Raw genomic sequence first — 14380 nt, forward strand, 5'->3', positions numbered from 1 at the left:
TTGCGGGGTCATCGGGAATTAGTGGCGCCTGCGCGCAGGCCGGCCTGCGGCAGGGTATTCTGCGCGCCCGCGCTGCAGGCATATGAGTCTGCCGGCAGCGCAAAGTTGAATGCGAGCTTGGAATGGGAACTGATGTGATGGATGCTTTTGAACACAGCGCGGCGGCGCGCACGATGGACTGCGATGTGGCGGTGATCGGCGCCGGGCCTGCGGGCCTGATGGCGGCCGAAGGGCTGGCCGGCAAGGGGCTGACTGTCCATGTGTTCGAGGCCAAGTCCTCCGCAGGACGCAAGTTCCTCATGGCCGGCAAGGGCGGGCTCAACCTGACCCATTCCGAAAACCTGCCCGCCTTTGTCTCCCGCTATGGCGAGCGCAGTGCCGAGGTCTCGCGCTGGCTGGAGCTGCTGCCCCCGGATCAGCTGCGTGCCTGGGCCGGCGAGCTGGGCGTGGAAACCTTTGTGGGCAGTTCGGGCCGCGTATTCCCCAAGGACATGAAGGCTGCGCCCTTGCTGCGTGCCTGGCTGGTGCGTCTGCAGACCCAGGGCGTGGTCCTGCACACGCGCCACCGCTGGCTGGGTTGGCTGGATGGCGATGCGCTGGGCTTTGATACCCCCGAAGGGCGGCTGCAGGTGCACGCGAAGGCCGTGGTGCTGGCGCTGGGCGGCGGCAGCTGGGCGCGGCTGGGCTCGGATGGCGCCTGGATGCCCTGGCTGGAGCAGCGCGGCGTGGAAGTCGCTGCGTTGAAGCCCTCCAACTGCGGGTTCGATGTGGGCCTGGGCGGTGCGGCGCCGGGCGGGCAGATCGATCGCAGGGAATTCATGGCCGAGCTGCTGGGGGCTAGCCCCCAGCCTGCGCGCGGCTGGAGCCCCTATTTCACCGAGCGCTTTGCCGGCCAGCCTTTCAAGTCGGTGGCGCTGTCCTTTGATGATGGTCGGGGCAACGTTTTCTCGCGCAAGGGCGAATTCGTGGCCACGACCACGGGCGTGGAGGGCAGCCTGGTCTATGCCGTCTCTGCCGCGCTGCGCGAAGTCATTGCGCGCGACGGGCATGCCACCGTCCATCTCGACCTGCTGCCCCAGTTGACACCCGAGCGCGTGCTGGCGGAGGTGCGCCATCCGCGTGGCTCACGCAGCCTGGCCAGCCATCTGAAGGGGCGCCTGGGCCTGGACGGCATCAAGGCCGCCGTGCTGCATGAGGTGCTGGGCAAGGACGGCGTGGCCGATCCCGCGCGGCTGGCCCAGGCCATCAAGGCCCTGCCCATCACCTTGGTGGCGGCCCGGCCCATCGACGAGGCCATCAGCACCGCAGGTGGCGTGCGGCTGCAGGCGCTGGATGCCAATGGCATGTGCGTGGCTGCGCCCGGCGTTTTCTGTGCCGGCGAAATGCTGGACTGGGAGGCTCCCACGGGTGGCTACCTGCTGACGGCATGCATGGCCAGCGGCGTGCACGCGGCACAGGGCGTTGCCCGCTATCTGAAGGTGGATGGCGAGACGCGTTGAGGAGAGAAGGGGCCGCTGCGGGCGTGGACGGGGCAGGCGCCCGCAGGGCCTGCTGTTCAATGGAAGGTGACGAGCCTTGCCCTCGGCACTGGTTTCACGGTTAGGGCTGCTTGGTTCCCCACCTGACCCGGTTGGCCGCTTCCCCATGCGAGGAGGCCCGTCACTCTCGATTATAGGGGCAAACACCGGGCTGCCCGGGCGACAAGGCCGGCCAAACCCGGGGCGCACCGGGCGAGGGTGCTCAGCCCCGTAGAATCGCGGGATGTCTTATCTTGTGCTGGCCCGCAAATACCGCCCCCGCAATTTCTCCGAAATGGTGGGGCAGGAGCATGTCGTTCAGGCGCTCACCAATGCCCTGACGCAGCAGCGCCTGCACCATGCCTATCTGTTCACCGGCACGCGCGGCGTGGGCAAGACCACGGTCTCGCGCATTCTGGCCAAGTCGCTCAACTGCCAGGGCGCCGATGGCCAGGGCGGCATCACGGCAACGCCCTGCGGCGTCTGTGCGGCCTGTACCGAAATCGACAGCGGCCGCTTTCCCGATTACACCGAGCTGGACGCCGCCTCCAACCGCGGGGTGGACGAGGTGCAAAGCCTGCTGGAGCAGGCCGTCTACAAGCCGGTGCAGGGACGCTTCAAGGTCTTCATGATCGACGAAGTGCACATGCTCACGAACACGGCCTTCAACGCCATGCTCAAGACGCTGGAGGAGCCACCCGAATACCTGAAGTTCGTGCTGGCCACCACCGATCCGCAGAAGGTGCCCGTGACCGTGCTCAGCCGCTGCCTGCAGTTCAACCTGCGGCCCATGGCGCCCGAGACCGTGTTGGAGCATCTGGGCCAGGTGCTCGGCCAAGAAGGCGTGGCTTCCGAACCCCAGGCCCTGCGCCTGCTGTCTCGCGCCGCGCGCGGCTCCATGCGCGATGCGCTGTCGCTGACCGACCAGGCCATTGCCTTTGGCAGCGGCCAGCTGCAGGAGTCCATGGTGCGCCAGATGCTGGGCAGCGTGGACCACAGCCATGTGTTCCGCCTGATCGAGGCGCTCGCCCAGGCCGATGGCCAGGTGGTGGTGGAAACCTCCGAGGCGCTGCGCCGCAACGGCCTGTCTGCAGCCTCCACGCTGGAGGAGATGTGCGCCGTGCTGCAACGCATGGCTGTGGCGCAGGCTGTGCCACAGATGGCCGCCGACGCCAGCGATCCGGAGGCCGCTGAAATTGCCCGTCTTGCGCTGCTGATGCCGCGCGACGAAACCCAGCTGCTCTACAGCATCTGCCTGCATGGTCGGGCCGAACTGGGCCTGGCACCCGACGAGTACGCGGCGCTGACCATGGCGCTGCTGCGGCTGCTGGCGTTCAAGCCGCAATCTGCAGAGCCCGCCCCGGGCGCGGCTGAAAAAAAAACTCCAGCGCTGACCCCCTCCACGGCGAAGCCTGAATCTCCCGCGCCCGTTGCGCAGACGCGGCCCGCACAGCCCGCTTTGCCCGAGGCTCCCGCTGCCCCAGCCAAGGCGGCCATGCCCGTCCCGGTCGCGCCTCCTGCTCCTGTCGCGCCTGTCGCATCTCCCGTGACCGCTGCGCCCGCCGTGGTCGCTCCCGTGGTGCAAGCCGTTGCGGCTCCAGCGCCTGTTCAGGCGCCCGTGGCCGTGGCCGCAGTTGCCAGGCCGGAACCTGTGCTTGCGCCTGTCCAAGAGGCCAGGCCTTCCGCTGCTCCAGAGCTGAAGCCGGCCGCCGGTGTCGCCCAAGAGCCCCTGGACGAGCCTGTGGACGATGTGCAGGAAGACGAAGACTCTTCTGCCGATGAGGCGCCGCAGGTGCAGGATGCCGATGCGCCGGACGAGGGTGCCTGGGCCGGGATGCCCGATGAAGGCTGGGCCGACGAAGGCCGCTGGAGCGATGACGGAGATCTGGCCCTGGAGCCGCCTGCCGCTGCCGTGGCACGGCAGTCCGAACCGCAGATCGACACTCAGATCGATGTGCAGGATTTCGCTCCCGAACGTGGCCGCCAGTCCCCGGATGCGCCTCCCGCACCGACCGTGGAGCGCACGGCCGAGGGCGATGTCTGGCACGCTGCCGTCCAGCAACTGGTGCAGGCCGAGGCCGTCACTGCGCTGGCGCGCCAGCTGGCGCTGCAGTCGCAGCTGGTGGCGCGCGAGGGCGATACTTGGAAGCTGCGTGTGGAAAGCAGCTCGCTGGCCCAGCCCGCCACGCGCGAGCGCCTGCGTGCGGCGCTGGAGGCTGCCGGCCTGGCCCGGCAACTGCATGTCGAGCAGGGCGCCGTGGTGGATAGCCCCGCGCGGCGCAATGCGGTGGCCAGCCATGAGCGCCAGCGCATTGCCGAAGACATCGTGATGAATCATTCTTTGGTGCAGACCCTGATCCGCAGCCATGGCGCGAAAATCGTGCCTGGCAGTATCAAGCCCGTATCCATTCAGCCCTGACACGCTCTAGAGCGTTTCGTTTTTACCCTACAGAAGAAGGAACTCACATGTTCAACAAAGGACAACTGGCCGGCCTGATGAAGCAAGCCCAGGCCATGCAGGACAACCTCAAGAAGGCCCAGGATGAACTGGGCAACATCGAGGTGGAAGGCGAGTCCGGCGCGGGCCTGGTGAAGGTGGTCATGACCTGCAAGCACGACGTCAAGCGCATCACCATCGACCCCAGCCTGCTGGCCGAAGACAAGGACATGCTGGAAGACCTGGTGGCTGCCGCCTTCAACGCTGCCGTGCGCAAGGCAGAAGAAACCTCCAACGAAAAGATGGGCAAGCTCACGGCCGGCATGCCCGGCCTGCCGGGCGGCATGAAGTTCCCTTTCTGAGGCTGGCCCCGAGAGGTTGTGCCGAACAGCCGGGAGAGGCCGTGACGGTTTCCCCAGCCACTCAATTGCGTTGAGCGGCCATCGAGCGATCTGCCCTTGCAGGTCGCTTTTTTTCTGAGAATCTTCTTCATTGAAAGGAAGCCGCCATGTCGGATGTGCAATCGCTCGATGGTCTGATCGAAGCCCTGCGCAGGCTCCCGGGCGTGGGCATCAAGTCTGCGCAGCGCATGGCCTTTCACCTGCTGCAGCGCGACCAGGACGGCGCGCGGCAGCTGGCCCGTGCCCTGACCACGGCCGTGGAGTCGGTAAGCCATTGCGAGCGCTGCCATACCTTCACCGAAGGCCGCATCTGCTCCATCTGCCAGGACGACGGGCGCGACTCGGCCCGGCTGTGCGTGGTGGAGGCGCCTGCCGACATGGGGGCCATGGAACGCACGGGGGCCTACAACGGCTACTACTACGTGCTGATGGGGCGGCTGTCTCCGCTCGACGGCATAGGTCCGCGCGACCTGAATCTGTCATCCCTGCTGGAGCGCGCCGGCGACGGCAAGGTGCAGGAGGTGATCCTGGCCACCAGTTTCACGGCCGAGGGCGAGGCCACGGCCCATGCGATCAGCGAGGCGCTGAAAGCGCGCGGCATCCATGTGACGCGGCTGGCGCGCGGCGTGCCCATCGGCAGCGAACTCGAGTACGTGGACCTGGGTACGATCGCCCATGCGCTGGTGGATCGCCGGTAGTGGTGGAGGCGGCCAGCATTCCTTGTCTTTTCATCAGGAGCCCGTATGCCGACCTCTGTCGTCCTGCCGCCCGGCGGTTTTTCCCTTGCCCATTGGTGCCTGCTGGTGGCGGCCCTGCTGCCGCTGGTCTGCGCCTACATCGCCAAGGCGCCCGGAATGAAGCACCGGCCGGGGCAGCGCGGCTTCGACAACCACGACCCCCGCGCCTGGCTCGCCCAGCAGACCGGCTACCAGGCGCGGGCGAATGCGGCGCAGGCCAACAGTTTCGAGTGCCTGCCGTTCTTCATTGGTGCCTTGCTGGTTGCCTGGCAACTGGGCGCGCCAGCTGCGCGGGTCGATGGCCTTGCCGTGGCCTTCGTGGTGTTGCGCATCGCCTACATCGCCTTCTATGTGACGGACCGCGCCACGCTGCGCAGTCTGGCCTGGGCCCTGGCCCTGGTGGTGAATCTGCTGCTGTTTTTCGCAGGCTACCGCTGAGGCCTGCGGCCGCATCCGGCGCCCTCGTCCCGCGCAGGGCCTGCACCACAGGCCCTGCGGTGTTTCACGTACGGGCAAGCACCGATGCTGCGTATGCGGGCTCTGGGCATGATCGTGTTGCACTGCAGCAAAATAACCATCATGTCTTCCCACGTGCTTGATCGCCGAACCTTGTTGAGCCTTCTGGGGCTGGCTCCTCTTTGGTCGCTCCCTGTGCTCGGCTCGGCCGAGCTGCTGACGATTGCCGTGGGCGGCCAGGGCCTGCTGTACTACCTGCCGCTGGTGATTGCGCAGCAGCTGGGTTATTTCGAGGCCGAAGGCCTGGCCGTGCGCATTGAGGACTATCCAGGCGGATCGCAGTCGCTGCAGGCCCTGGAGTCGGGCGCCGCCGATGTCTGCGCGGGCGCCTATGAACACACGCTTCTTGCCCAGCAGCGCGGCAGCCAGCTGCGGGCCTTCGTCGTGCAGGGGCGTGCACCCCAGATCGCGCTGGGCGTGGCTGCGCGCTGGATGCCGCGCTACCAGACGCTGGCCGATCTGCGCGGGCGGCGCGTGGGTGTTTCCTCGCTGGGCGCATCCACGGCCCGGGCCATGCAGCTGATGCTGCTGGGCGATGGCCTGGATCCCGCTGCGGTGCAACTGGTGGGCGTGGGCTCTGGGCCCGATGCCATGGAGGCGCTGCGCACCGGGCGTGTGCATGCGCTGTGCCATGCGGACCCGCTGATGAGCGTGCTGGAGGACAAGGGCGCCGTGCGCATCGTGCGGGACCTGCGTGATCTGCGCAGCAGCGCGCAGTTGTATGGCGGCTCCATGCCCTCGGGCACGCTGTATGCGACACAGGCCTTCTTGCGCAGGAACCCGGCCAAGGCCCAGGCGCTCAGCAACGCCATGGTGCGCTCGCTCAAGTGGCTGCAGACTGCCGCGCCCATGGATGTGCTGCGGGCCGTGCCTGCGCCCTATCTGCTGGGCTCCCGGCGCGCCTATCTGTCGGCCTTCGAGCACATGCGCACCACGATTTCGCCCGATGGGATGATGCCCGATGACGGGCCCGCCACGGCCCTGCGTGCGCTGGTCCGGCTCGACCCTGCGCTGGCGCGCGGCGGCATTGACCTGGAGCGCTCGTACACCAACGAATTCGTGCGCCAGTCCCGCCAGCGCTTTCACACCTGAGCCCGGCGGCCGCACGCAAAAAAGCCCGCGAAAGCGGGCTCCGTGAAGCGGGTGCCAGAGGGATTCCTCAGCGCTTTTTCACCTTGGATGGCTTGCCTCCGCGCTGTGCCGTGGTGACGGCCGTCTTGGCGTTGCGGCTTTGCGGCTGAACGGCCACCTTGCGTGCGGTTCCCGTGGACTTGGCTGCGCGGGCGTTGCCGCCGCTGCTGGCGCGTACCGGCAGATAGGCCACCAGCGACTGGCCTGCATGCAGCGTGGCCGAGGACTTCAGGTCATTCCAGTCCGCCAGGTTGGACACGCTGACGCCGTAGCGGTTGGCCACGCTGATCAGCGTGTCGCGCTTGCGTGCCTTGATGGTGGTGCGGCGCGTGATGATCTCGGGGGCAAAGCTGATCTGGCCGTTGTCGGCCACGTGGCCGGCCACGTCGGCACGCACGTTGGCGCCGCGCGGCACCATGAGCGCGGAGCCGGCCTTGATCAGCATGCGCGGCGGAATGTTGTTGAGGGCGCGCAGGTCGGACTCGCCCAGGCCCACGCGCTGGGCCGCCTCGGCCACGCTGATGGTGGAGGGCACGGTCCAGACGGTCCAGCTCGCGTACTGGCCTTCGTCGAAGGCCTGCATGTTGCGGCGAAACACCTTGGCGTTGTCCCAGGGCAGCAGGATCTCCGGCGTGCCGGCCGCAAAGATCACCGGCTTGCGAAAGCTGGGATTCAGCGCCTTGAAGTCCTCGGTCGATACGTCGGCCAGCTTGGCCACCAGTTCCACGTCGATGTCGCGGGTGATGGTGACGGTCTGGAAGTAGGGGTGGTTTTCGATCACCGGCAGCTCGGTGTTGAACGCATCGGGGTTGGCCACGATGTTCTTGACGGCCTGCAGCTTGGGCACGTACATGCGGGTCTCGGCCGGCATCTGCAGGTCGGTGTAGCCCGTGGGCAGCCCCAGCTTCTCGTTGCGCTTGATGGCGCGGCCCACGCTGCCTTCGCCCCAGTTGTACGCGGCCAGGGCCAGGTGCCAGTCGCCGAACATGTCATAGAGCTTTTGCAGGTAGTCCAGCGCGGCGCGCGTGGAGGCCAGCACGTCGCGGCGGTCGTCGCGGAAGGCGTTCTGCTTGAGGTCGAAATAGGTGCCGGTGGCCGGCATGAACTGCCACATGCCGGCCGCCTTGGCGGTGGAGACGGCCTGCGGGTTGAAGGCGCTCTCGATATAGGGCAGCAGCGCCAGCTCGGTGGGCATGTTGCGCCGCTCCAGTTCCTCGACGATGTGGAACAGGTATTTGCTGGAGCGCTCGGTCATGCGCTGTATGTAGTCGGGACGGCTGGCGTACCACTGCTCGCGGTCCTTGACCAGATCCTGGTCCAGGTCGGGCATGGCAAAGCCCTGGCGGATGCGTACCCACAGATCGCCCGTGGTCTCCAGCGAGGCCACGTCGCCGTTGCTGGCACTGCCTGTGCCCAGCGGGCTCAGCGGCCCTTTGGGATACATGGGGGAGTGGGGTGCGGGGCTGGGGGAGGTATCCGTCGTGCCGGCCAAGTCCGGGCCGCTGGTGGTGGCGCAGCCGGCAAGAACCAGCAGGCTGCCCAGCAGCAGGGTGTGTAGCAGTTTCATCAGAAGACGTTTTTCCATTGGCGCAGGCCGGCCAGCACGCTGGCTGGGTCCTGCTGTCTCACCTGTGCGTCGAAGCCTGCGGCGGCCGCGGCCACCGCGGATTCGCGCGTTCTCAGAAAGGGATTGATGGAGCGCTCGGTCTCCATCAGGGATGGCAGCGTGGGCCGACCGGCCTCGCGCAACGCCTGACAATGCCGCTGGTAGTGAGCCAGGGTTTCGTTGTTTGGTTCCACGGCCTGGGCAAAGCGCAGGTTGGACATTGTGTACTCATGTGCGCAGCACACCAGTGTATTGCCCGGCAGCGAGGCCAGATCGTCCAGCGATTGCTGCATCTGCTGCGCAGTGCCCTCGAACAGGCGGCCGCACCCCCCGGAAAACAGCGTGTCGCCGCAAAACAGCACGGGCTGTGCCTGTGCCGCCGTGCTGTAGAAGGCAATGTGGCCGCTGGTATGGCCTGGTACATCGATGACCTGCCAGGGGCCGCCCAGTGCCTGCACGGCATCGCCTCCCTGCACGCGCTGAACGGGTTCGGGCAACTGCTCGTAGGCAGGACCCCAGACCTGGGCGCCCGTGGCCTGGTGCAGCTGGGCCACGCCACCGACATGATCGGCATGGTGGTGGGTGACTAAAATGCCCTGCAGCTGCAGGCCCAGCCGGTGCAACGTGGCGAGCACGGGCGCTGCATCGCCGGGATCGACGACCAGGGCCTGCCCGGCGTCATGCAGCAGCCAGATGTAGTTGTCGGAAAAAGCAGGAATGGGCAACAGGTTCATGAGCAGCAAAATTATAGGGATGCATCACTGGACGCAATCTGCCCTCGGCCACTACCTGCTGGAATGGGAGCAGCAGCGCTGCGACGAGGCGGTGGCCGATATTTTCGGCTATCACAGCCTGCAGCTGGGCATGCCCATGCTCCAGGGGCTGCGTGCCAACCGCATGCCGCACCGCTGGCTGGCGCTGGATTCCACGCAGGATGCAGCGCCAGCGGACGGCGCTGCCCCGCTGGAGGTTCCCGTGGCGCTGCTGGCCGATCCCGCCGCGCTGCCATTTCCCGAGGCCAGCCTCGACCTGGTCGTGATGCCCCATACGCTGGAGACCTCGCCGGACCCGCATGCCGTGCTGCGCGAGGCGGCCAGGGTGCTGATGCCTGAAGGCCGCATCGTGGTGTGCGGACTCAATCCTGCCAGTTTGCTGGGCGTGCAGCGGCGTGCCGAGCGTGGCGTGTACCTGCCCGATGTGGGCTGGGGCGTGGGTTACTGGCGGCTGCGCGACTGGCTGCGATTGCTGGCCTTCGAGATCGAGGCCGTGCAATTCGGCTGTTATCGTCCCGCCGTGCAGACGGATCGCTGGCTGCGCCGTTGGCAGTTCATGGACCGCGTGGGACGGCTGGGCTGGCCCATGCTGGGCGGTGTGTACTGCGTGGTGGCCGTCAAGCGTGTGCCGGGTGCGCGCATGCTGGAGCCTGCCTGGCGCGGCCGCGCGGTCGTGTCGGGCGCCACGGTGCCGGTCGCCCGTCGCATGCCGGCACAGGCCGCGCCCGACGGTGATCTGCATTCCAACCGGCCTGACGGCCGGGCCATTCATATCAAGGATTTTTTTTGAATCAAGTTGTTATCTATACGGACGGTGCCTGCAAGGGCAATCCGGGTCCTGGCGGCTGGGGCGTGGTGCTGGAGGCTGGCAGCGCCAGGAAGGAGCTGTTCGGCGGCGAGCTGAACACCACCAACAATCGCATGGAGATGATGGCCGTGATCGAGGCGCTGTCTGCGCTCAGACGGCCCTGCGACGTGGTGCTCTACATCGACAGCCAGTACGTGCTCAAGGGCATCACCGAGTGGATCCACGGCTGGAAGGCCAAGGGCTGGAAGACGGCCTCCAAGGAGCCCGTCAAGAACGTGGAGCTGTGGCAGCGGCTGGACGCCCTGGTGCAGGGTGGCGGGCACCGCATCGACTGGCGCTGGGTCAAGGGCCATGCGGGCGATCCCGGCAACGAGCGCGCCGACGCGCTGGCCAACATGGGCGTGGATCAGGCGCTGGGACGCTGAACGCCTTGTGCGGGACAGGTGCAATGCCTGTCCCTTGCTCCTCTTCCCGAGGACTACCTCAAACGCGGTAGATGAAAACCCCAGACACAGGACTCGATGGGTGCAGCTAATATTTCCATAAGTGGAAATTAATGCACGCCCTGCCAGGCATCTTCCGTGGTGTGGTGTTTGAAATTGCCACTTGTGGAATTTTTAAACCATCTCACGATGAAAGAGCCTTGCGATGAAATACAAAGCAATTGCCGCATTGGCGATGCTGGGCGGCGCGGGAGCGGCGCTGGCCCAGAGTTCGGTGACGCTGTACGGCAGCATGGACCTGACCATGCCCTGGATCAGCGATGTGCGCGGGAGCCGGCTCACGCGCATGGATTCGGCCATCTCCCAGCCTGACCTCTGGGGCCTGCGCGGCTCCGAGGACCTGGGGGGCGGCCTGAAGGCCTCGTTCCAGCTGGAAAACGGATTCCTCACGGACATCGGCTCGCCGATCTCGCCCACCAGCTACTTCAACCGGGCTTCCTGGGTGGGCCTGGACAGTGCTTCGCTGGGCACGCTGCGGCTGGGGCGCCAGGTCGATTTCACGGCCGGCACGCTGAGCCAATGGGGCAATGGCTACCAGCTCTACAACTTCTATCTGTACCACCCGGGCAACCTGGACGGCCTGTCCAGCCAGTTCCCCGTGGACAACTCCGTGGTCTACCTGACGCCGCGCATGGGCGGTATGCAGTTCGGCGCGCAGTATGGATTTGGCGAGGTGCCGGGCCGCTCGCAGGCCAACCGCACCTACAGCGTCATGGGCAGCTATTCCAGTGCCAAGCTCAATCTGGCCGTGGCCTACACCGATGCGCGTGGCCGTGCCTTCGATATCGCCGGGCGCACGGGCCTGGCGAACGCGCTGGGCCAGGACCTGGTGGCGGGCCGGCCGCTGGTGCTCGATACCTTCCAGGTGCTGGGCATCGGCGGCGGCTACCAGCTCGATGCGCTTCCGGTCCGCCTCAACGCGCTGCTCACGCGCTCCACGCTCAAGTACGGCGCAGCCTCCAGCCACATGAGCGCGCTAGACCTGGGCCTGGCCTGGCAGACCAGCCAGGCGGTGACCATCAACACCGGCTACTCCTTCAGCCGTTTCGAGCAGACGAAGTGGAACCAGGTCCACCTGGGCGCGCGCTACGCCTTCTCCAAGCGCACGCAGCTGCATGCCTCGGTCACGCACCAGCGCGCCTCCGATGGCGTGGCGGCGATGAATTCCGTGGGCGTTGCCAGCGGGCGCACGCAGACCGTGATTGCAGCAGGCATACACCACTCGTTCTGAGAGGCATGAGACATGCAGCCCGGTCGATGCGGGCGCATTGGAGACCCCACGATGAAATTCACCCTCAATTCCCGAAGCGTGGCCTTTGACGGCGACGGGCAGACCCCCTTGCTGTGGGTGCTGCGCGACCACTTCAAGCTGCCGGGCACCAAGTTCGGCTGCGGCATCAGCATGTGCGGGGCCTGCACGGTCCATGTCGATGGCGAGCCCGTGCGTTCCTGCGTGCTGCCCGTCTCGACGGTGGGCGGCAAGGCGGTCACGACCATCGAAGGACTGTCCAGCAACCGCTCCCACCCCATCCAGAAGGCCTGGATGGACAAGGACGTGCCGCAGTGCGGCTACTGCCAGTCCGGCATGGTCATGGCCGCTGCAGCACTGCTCAAGGCCCATCCGCAGCCCACCGATGCGCAGATCGACGAGGCCATGACCAATCTGTGCCGCTGCGCCACCTACCACCGCATCCGGGAGGCCATCCATGCCGCAGCGTCCAAGCAATGAACGGGGCCGCGTGGCCGATTCGGCCATCTCGCTGCGGCGCAGGCACCTGCTCCAGAGCGCCGCTGCGCTGCTGGTGGCGCCTGCTGCAGGCAGCCTGCTGATTCCGCTGGCGCAGGCCGCGCCGCCGGCAGCCGGTGCGGCGGCGGCAGCAGCCATCGGCGACTGGGTCTGGATCGAGCCTTCGGGCCAGGTGGTGATCGGCGTTTCGCAGTGCGAGGTCGGCCAGGGCATCTACACAGGCCTGCCCCAGGTGCTGGCCGATGAACTGGATGCCGACTGGGCCAGCGTGACCGTGCGCTTCGTCACGGGGCGCGACGCCTACCGCAACGATGCGGGCGAGATGCCGTTCCAGCAGTTCGTGGGTGCCTCCATGTCCATGAACTATTTCTATGAACGCATGCGCCTGGCCGGCGCCCAGGCGCGCGATGTGCTGCTGCGCGCCGGCGCAAGCCGCCTGGGTGTGCGTGCCTCCCAGTGCATGACGCGTGCCGGCCGCGTGCTGCACCCCGCGACGGGCCGCAGCGTGGGCTATGGCGAGATCGTGGCCGATGCCTCCAGGCTGCCCCTGGCCGCGCGGCCGCGCATGAAGTCGGCTTCCGAGCAGGGCCTGATCGGCCGCAACCTGCGCCGTGTGGATACGCCTTCCAAGGTCGACGGCAGCGCGGTGTTCGGCATCGATGTCGAGGTGCCCGGCATGCTGATCGGCGCCGTGCGCATGGCGCCCAGCGTGACGGGGCGCATCGTGCGCATCCGCAACGAGGCAGAGGTGCGCGCGCGCCCCGGCGTGCATGCCGTCGTGCGCACCACGCAGTGGCCCGACCCCGAGCCCAGCACCGTGGTCGTGGTGGCCGATTCGTACTGGATTGCCAAGCAGGCTGCCGATGCGCTGGACATCGAATTCGACGCCGGCGCGGCGGCTGGCGTGGACAGCGAGCGCATCCATGCGCAGTTCGTCGCAGGCTTGTCGAACGACAAGGCCGTCGTGGCCCGCAGCCTGGGCAAGCCGCGTGAAGTGCTGGCGGCCGGCAAGACCATCACGGCCGACTACCACTCGCCCTACATCACGCACGCCACCATGGAGCCGCTGGCCGCCACCGTGCATGTGCGCGACGGCGAGGTCGAGACCTGGGGACCCTACCAGGGCCAGGACTTCCTGCGCGGCGAACTCGGCAAGGCCTGCGGCGTGCCTGCAGACAAGGTGATCGTGCACACCACGTTCCTGGGCGGCAGCTTCGGGCGCAAGTACATGCCCGACTTCGCCCTGCATGCGGCGGCGGCGTCCAAGGCCGTGGGCCGGCCCGTCAAGGTCATCCGCTCGCGCGAGGACGATATACGGCATTCCTACTACCGGCCCGGCGCATCGGGGCGCTTGAGCGCCGTGCTCGGCGCCGACGGCCTGCCGGCCGCGCTGCATGCGCGCATCTCGGGACAGTCGCTGTACGGGGCCATCAACCCCAAGAAGATGGCCGATGCCGGCGGCTGGGACGAGACCATGGTCGAGTCCATCTACGACCTGATCTACGGCGTGCCCAACCTGCTGGTGGATGCCGTGGACGTGCAGCAGCCCATACCGCTGAGCTACCTGCGCAGCGTGGGCACCACGTCCAGCGTGTTCTTCCTGGAAAGCTTCATCAGCGAGCTGGCCCACACCGCAGGCGTGGACGACTACCAGTACCGGCGCCGCCTGCTGGCCGGCCAGCCGCTGGCGCTGGGCGTGTTGGATGCGGCGGCGCGCGCCGCGCGCTGGGAGCAGCCCGCGCCGGCAGGCCTGCACCGCGCCATGACCTTCAACGTCTACACGGGGCGGGGCGAGAGCTTCCAGACCTTTGTCGCACTGGTCATGGAATTGCGTGTTGTGCAAGGCCGCGTGCGGCTGGAGCGTGCCATCTGCGCCATTGATGCGGGCCGCGTGGTCAATCCGGGCCTGGTCAAGGCCAATGTGGAAGGCGGCATCGGCTTTGCGCTGACCAACACCTTCAAGAGCCGGCTGGACTTCGACAAGGGCGCGGTACAGCAAAGCAACTTCCACGACTACCCGCTGCTGCAACTGTCCGAAATGCCCCGCGTGGAGGTGGTCCTGGTCGAAAGCGACCGGCCGCCCCAGGGCTGCGGCGAAGTGGCCCTGGGTCCCACGGCGCCTGCCGTGGCCACGGCCATGTTCCATGCCACGGGCCGCCGGTTCCGCTCCATGCCGCTGCCGCAGGACATCGCGTCCACCTGAT

The 14380-nt window shown here is 67.2% G+C and carries 13 protein-coding genes and 1 other RNA gene; 11 read left to right on the top strand and 3 right to left on the bottom strand.

Translation table 11 applies throughout. From position 1 onward, the window contains the following. Window positions 1-122: 122 nt before the first annotated feature. Window positions 123-1499: a TIGR03862 family flavoprotein gene (locus ACRSCF_RS08835; RefSeq protein WP_034365544.1), complete on the top strand. Its 1377-nt coding sequence runs from the start codon at window positions 123-125 to the stop codon at window positions 1497-1499. Window positions 1500-1564: 65 nt separating this feature from the next. Here ACRSCF_RS08835 and ffs read toward each other — a convergent pair. Beyond that, an RNA gene (gene ffs, locus ACRSCF_RS08840) (signal recognition particle sRNA small type) lies at window positions 1565-1661 on the bottom strand. A 100-nt stretch (window positions 1662-1761) separates the two neighbouring features. Between ffs and dnaX the strand changes: the two genes are divergently transcribed. The 5 genes from dnaX to ACRSCF_RS08865 all read left to right on the top strand — a co-directional run bounded on the left by dnaX (window position 1762) and on the right by ACRSCF_RS08865 (window position 6700). Continuing rightward, complete coding sequence (gene dnaX / locus ACRSCF_RS08845; RefSeq protein WP_203400585.1) at window positions 1762-3936, top strand: DNA polymerase III subunit gamma/tau; 2175 nt, start codon at window positions 1762-1764, stop codon at window positions 3934-3936. Between the two features lie 47 nt (window positions 3937-3983). Next, on the top strand, window positions 3984-4316 hold the full coding sequence (locus ACRSCF_RS08850; RefSeq protein WP_012206701.1) for a YbaB/EbfC family nucleoid-associated protein: 333 nt from the start codon (window positions 3984-3986) through the stop codon (window positions 4314-4316). 146 nt (window positions 4317-4462) lie between these two features. Continuing rightward, window positions 4463-5053 (top strand): recombination mediator RecR, encoded by a 591-nt coding sequence (recR, locus tag ACRSCF_RS08855; RefSeq protein ID WP_034365541.1) that lies wholly within the window; start codon window positions 4463-4465, stop codon window positions 5051-5053. Window positions 5054-5098: 45 nt separating this feature from the next. Next, on the top strand, window positions 5099-5530 hold the full coding sequence (locus tag ACRSCF_RS08860; RefSeq protein ID WP_244387932.1) for an MAPEG family protein: 432 nt from the start codon (window positions 5099-5101) through the stop codon (window positions 5528-5530). Window positions 5531-5614: 84 nt separating this feature from the next. Further along, window positions 5615-6700: an ABC transporter substrate-binding protein gene (locus ACRSCF_RS08865; protein WP_016447445.1), complete on the top strand. Its 1086-nt coding sequence runs from the start codon at window positions 5615-5617 to the stop codon at window positions 6698-6700. 67 nt (window positions 6701-6767) lie between these two features. On the opposite strand, the gene ACRSCF_RS08870 is transcribed toward ACRSCF_RS08865, so the two are convergent. Both ACRSCF_RS08870 and gloB read right to left on the bottom strand, forming a co-directional pair. Beyond that, window positions 6768-8306, bottom strand: coding sequence for a transglycosylase SLT domain-containing protein (locus ACRSCF_RS08870; RefSeq protein ID WP_070080956.1), 1539 nt, complete (start codon window positions 8304-8306; stop codon window positions 6768-6770). Further along, the gene (gene gloB / locus ACRSCF_RS08875) at window positions 8306-9079 is read right to left on the bottom strand and encodes a hydroxyacylglutathione hydrolase (RefSeq protein ID WP_016447443.1); all 774 of its coding nucleotides are present in this window, start codon (window positions 9077-9079) and stop codon (window positions 8306-8308) included. Before gloB ends, ACRSCF_RS08870 begins: the two co-directional genes overlap by 1 nt. Before the next feature lie 19 nt (window positions 9080-9098). Here gloB and ACRSCF_RS08880 point away from each other — a divergent pair, with 19 nt between their 5' ends. From ACRSCF_RS08880 to ACRSCF_RS08900, 5 genes are all read left to right on the top strand, one after another. Next, entirely contained in the window at window positions 9099-9908 is an 810-nt protein-coding gene (locus ACRSCF_RS08880) for a class I SAM-dependent methyltransferase (RefSeq protein ID WP_017404536.1), read from the top strand. After that, a complete protein-coding gene (gene rnhA / locus ACRSCF_RS08885) occupies window positions 9905-10351 on the top strand; it encodes a ribonuclease HI (RefSeq protein WP_016447441.1) in 447 nt (148 codons plus the stop codon). Before ACRSCF_RS08880 ends, rnhA begins: the two co-directional genes overlap by 4 nt. A gap of 223 nt (window positions 10352-10574) precedes the next feature. Next, window positions 10575-11660 carry a porin gene (locus tag ACRSCF_RS08890; protein ID WP_034365538.1) on the top strand — a complete coding sequence of 362 codons (1086 nt, stop codon included), beginning with the start codon at window positions 10575-10577 and terminating at the stop codon, window positions 11658-11660. Window positions 11661-11711: 51 nt separating this feature from the next. Then, window positions 11712-12158 (top strand): (2Fe-2S)-binding protein, encoded by a 447-nt coding sequence (locus tag ACRSCF_RS08895; protein ID WP_017404538.1) that lies wholly within the window; start codon window positions 11712-11714, stop codon window positions 12156-12158. Beyond that, window positions 12136-14379, top strand: coding sequence for a xanthine dehydrogenase family protein molybdopterin-binding subunit (locus tag ACRSCF_RS08900; protein ID WP_034365534.1), 2244 nt, complete (start codon window positions 12136-12138; stop codon window positions 14377-14379). The genes ACRSCF_RS08895 and ACRSCF_RS08900 overlap by 23 nt, the downstream gene beginning before the upstream one ends. Window position 14380: the final 1 nt, after the last annotated feature.

This window comes from Delftia sp. 11MD (assembly GCF_050907895.1).
Taxonomy (GTDB): domain Bacteria; phylum Pseudomonadota; class Gammaproteobacteria; order Burkholderiales; family Burkholderiaceae_C; genus Comamonas; species Comamonas tsuruhatensis.

Coding starts and splice junctions, on each gene's coding strand:
- ACRSCF_RS08835 (WP_034365544.1), top strand. CDS start 123: ATGGGAACTGATGTGATGGATGCTTTTGAACACAGCGCGGCGGCGCGC.
- dnaX (WP_203400585.1), top strand. CDS start 1,762: ATGTCTTATCTTGTGCTGGCCCGCAAATACCGCCCCCGCAATTTCTCC.
- ACRSCF_RS08850 (WP_012206701.1), top strand. CDS start 3,984: ATGTTCAACAAAGGACAACTGGCCGGCCTGATGAAGCAAGCCCAGGCC.
- recR (WP_034365541.1), top strand. CDS start 4,463: ATGTCGGATGTGCAATCGCTCGATGGTCTGATCGAAGCCCTGCGCAGG.
- ACRSCF_RS08860 (WP_244387932.1), top strand. CDS start 5,099: ATGCCGACCTCTGTCGTCCTGCCGCCCGGCGGTTTTTCCCTTGCCCAT.
- ACRSCF_RS08865 (WP_016447445.1), top strand. CDS start 5,615: ATGCTGCGTATGCGGGCTCTGGGCATGATCGTGTTGCACTGCAGCAAA.
- ACRSCF_RS08870 (WP_070080956.1), bottom strand. CDS start 8,306: ATGAAACTGCTACACACCCTGCTGCTGGGCAGCCTGCTGGTTCTTGCC.
- gloB (WP_016447443.1), bottom strand. CDS start 9,079: ATGAACCTGTTGCCCATTCCTGCTTTTTCCGACAACTACATCTGGCTG.
- ACRSCF_RS08880 (WP_017404536.1), top strand. CDS start 9,099: ATGCATCACTGGACGCAATCTGCCCTCGGCCACTACCTGCTGGAATGG.
- ACRSCF_RS08890 (WP_034365538.1), top strand. CDS start 10,575: ATGAAATACAAAGCAATTGCCGCATTGGCGATGCTGGGCGGCGCGGGA.
- ACRSCF_RS08895 (WP_017404538.1), top strand. CDS start 11,712: ATGAAATTCACCCTCAATTCCCGAAGCGTGGCCTTTGACGGCGACGGG.
- ACRSCF_RS08900 (WP_034365534.1), top strand. CDS start 12,136: ATGCCGCAGCGTCCAAGCAATGAACGGGGCCGCGTGGCCGATTCGGCC.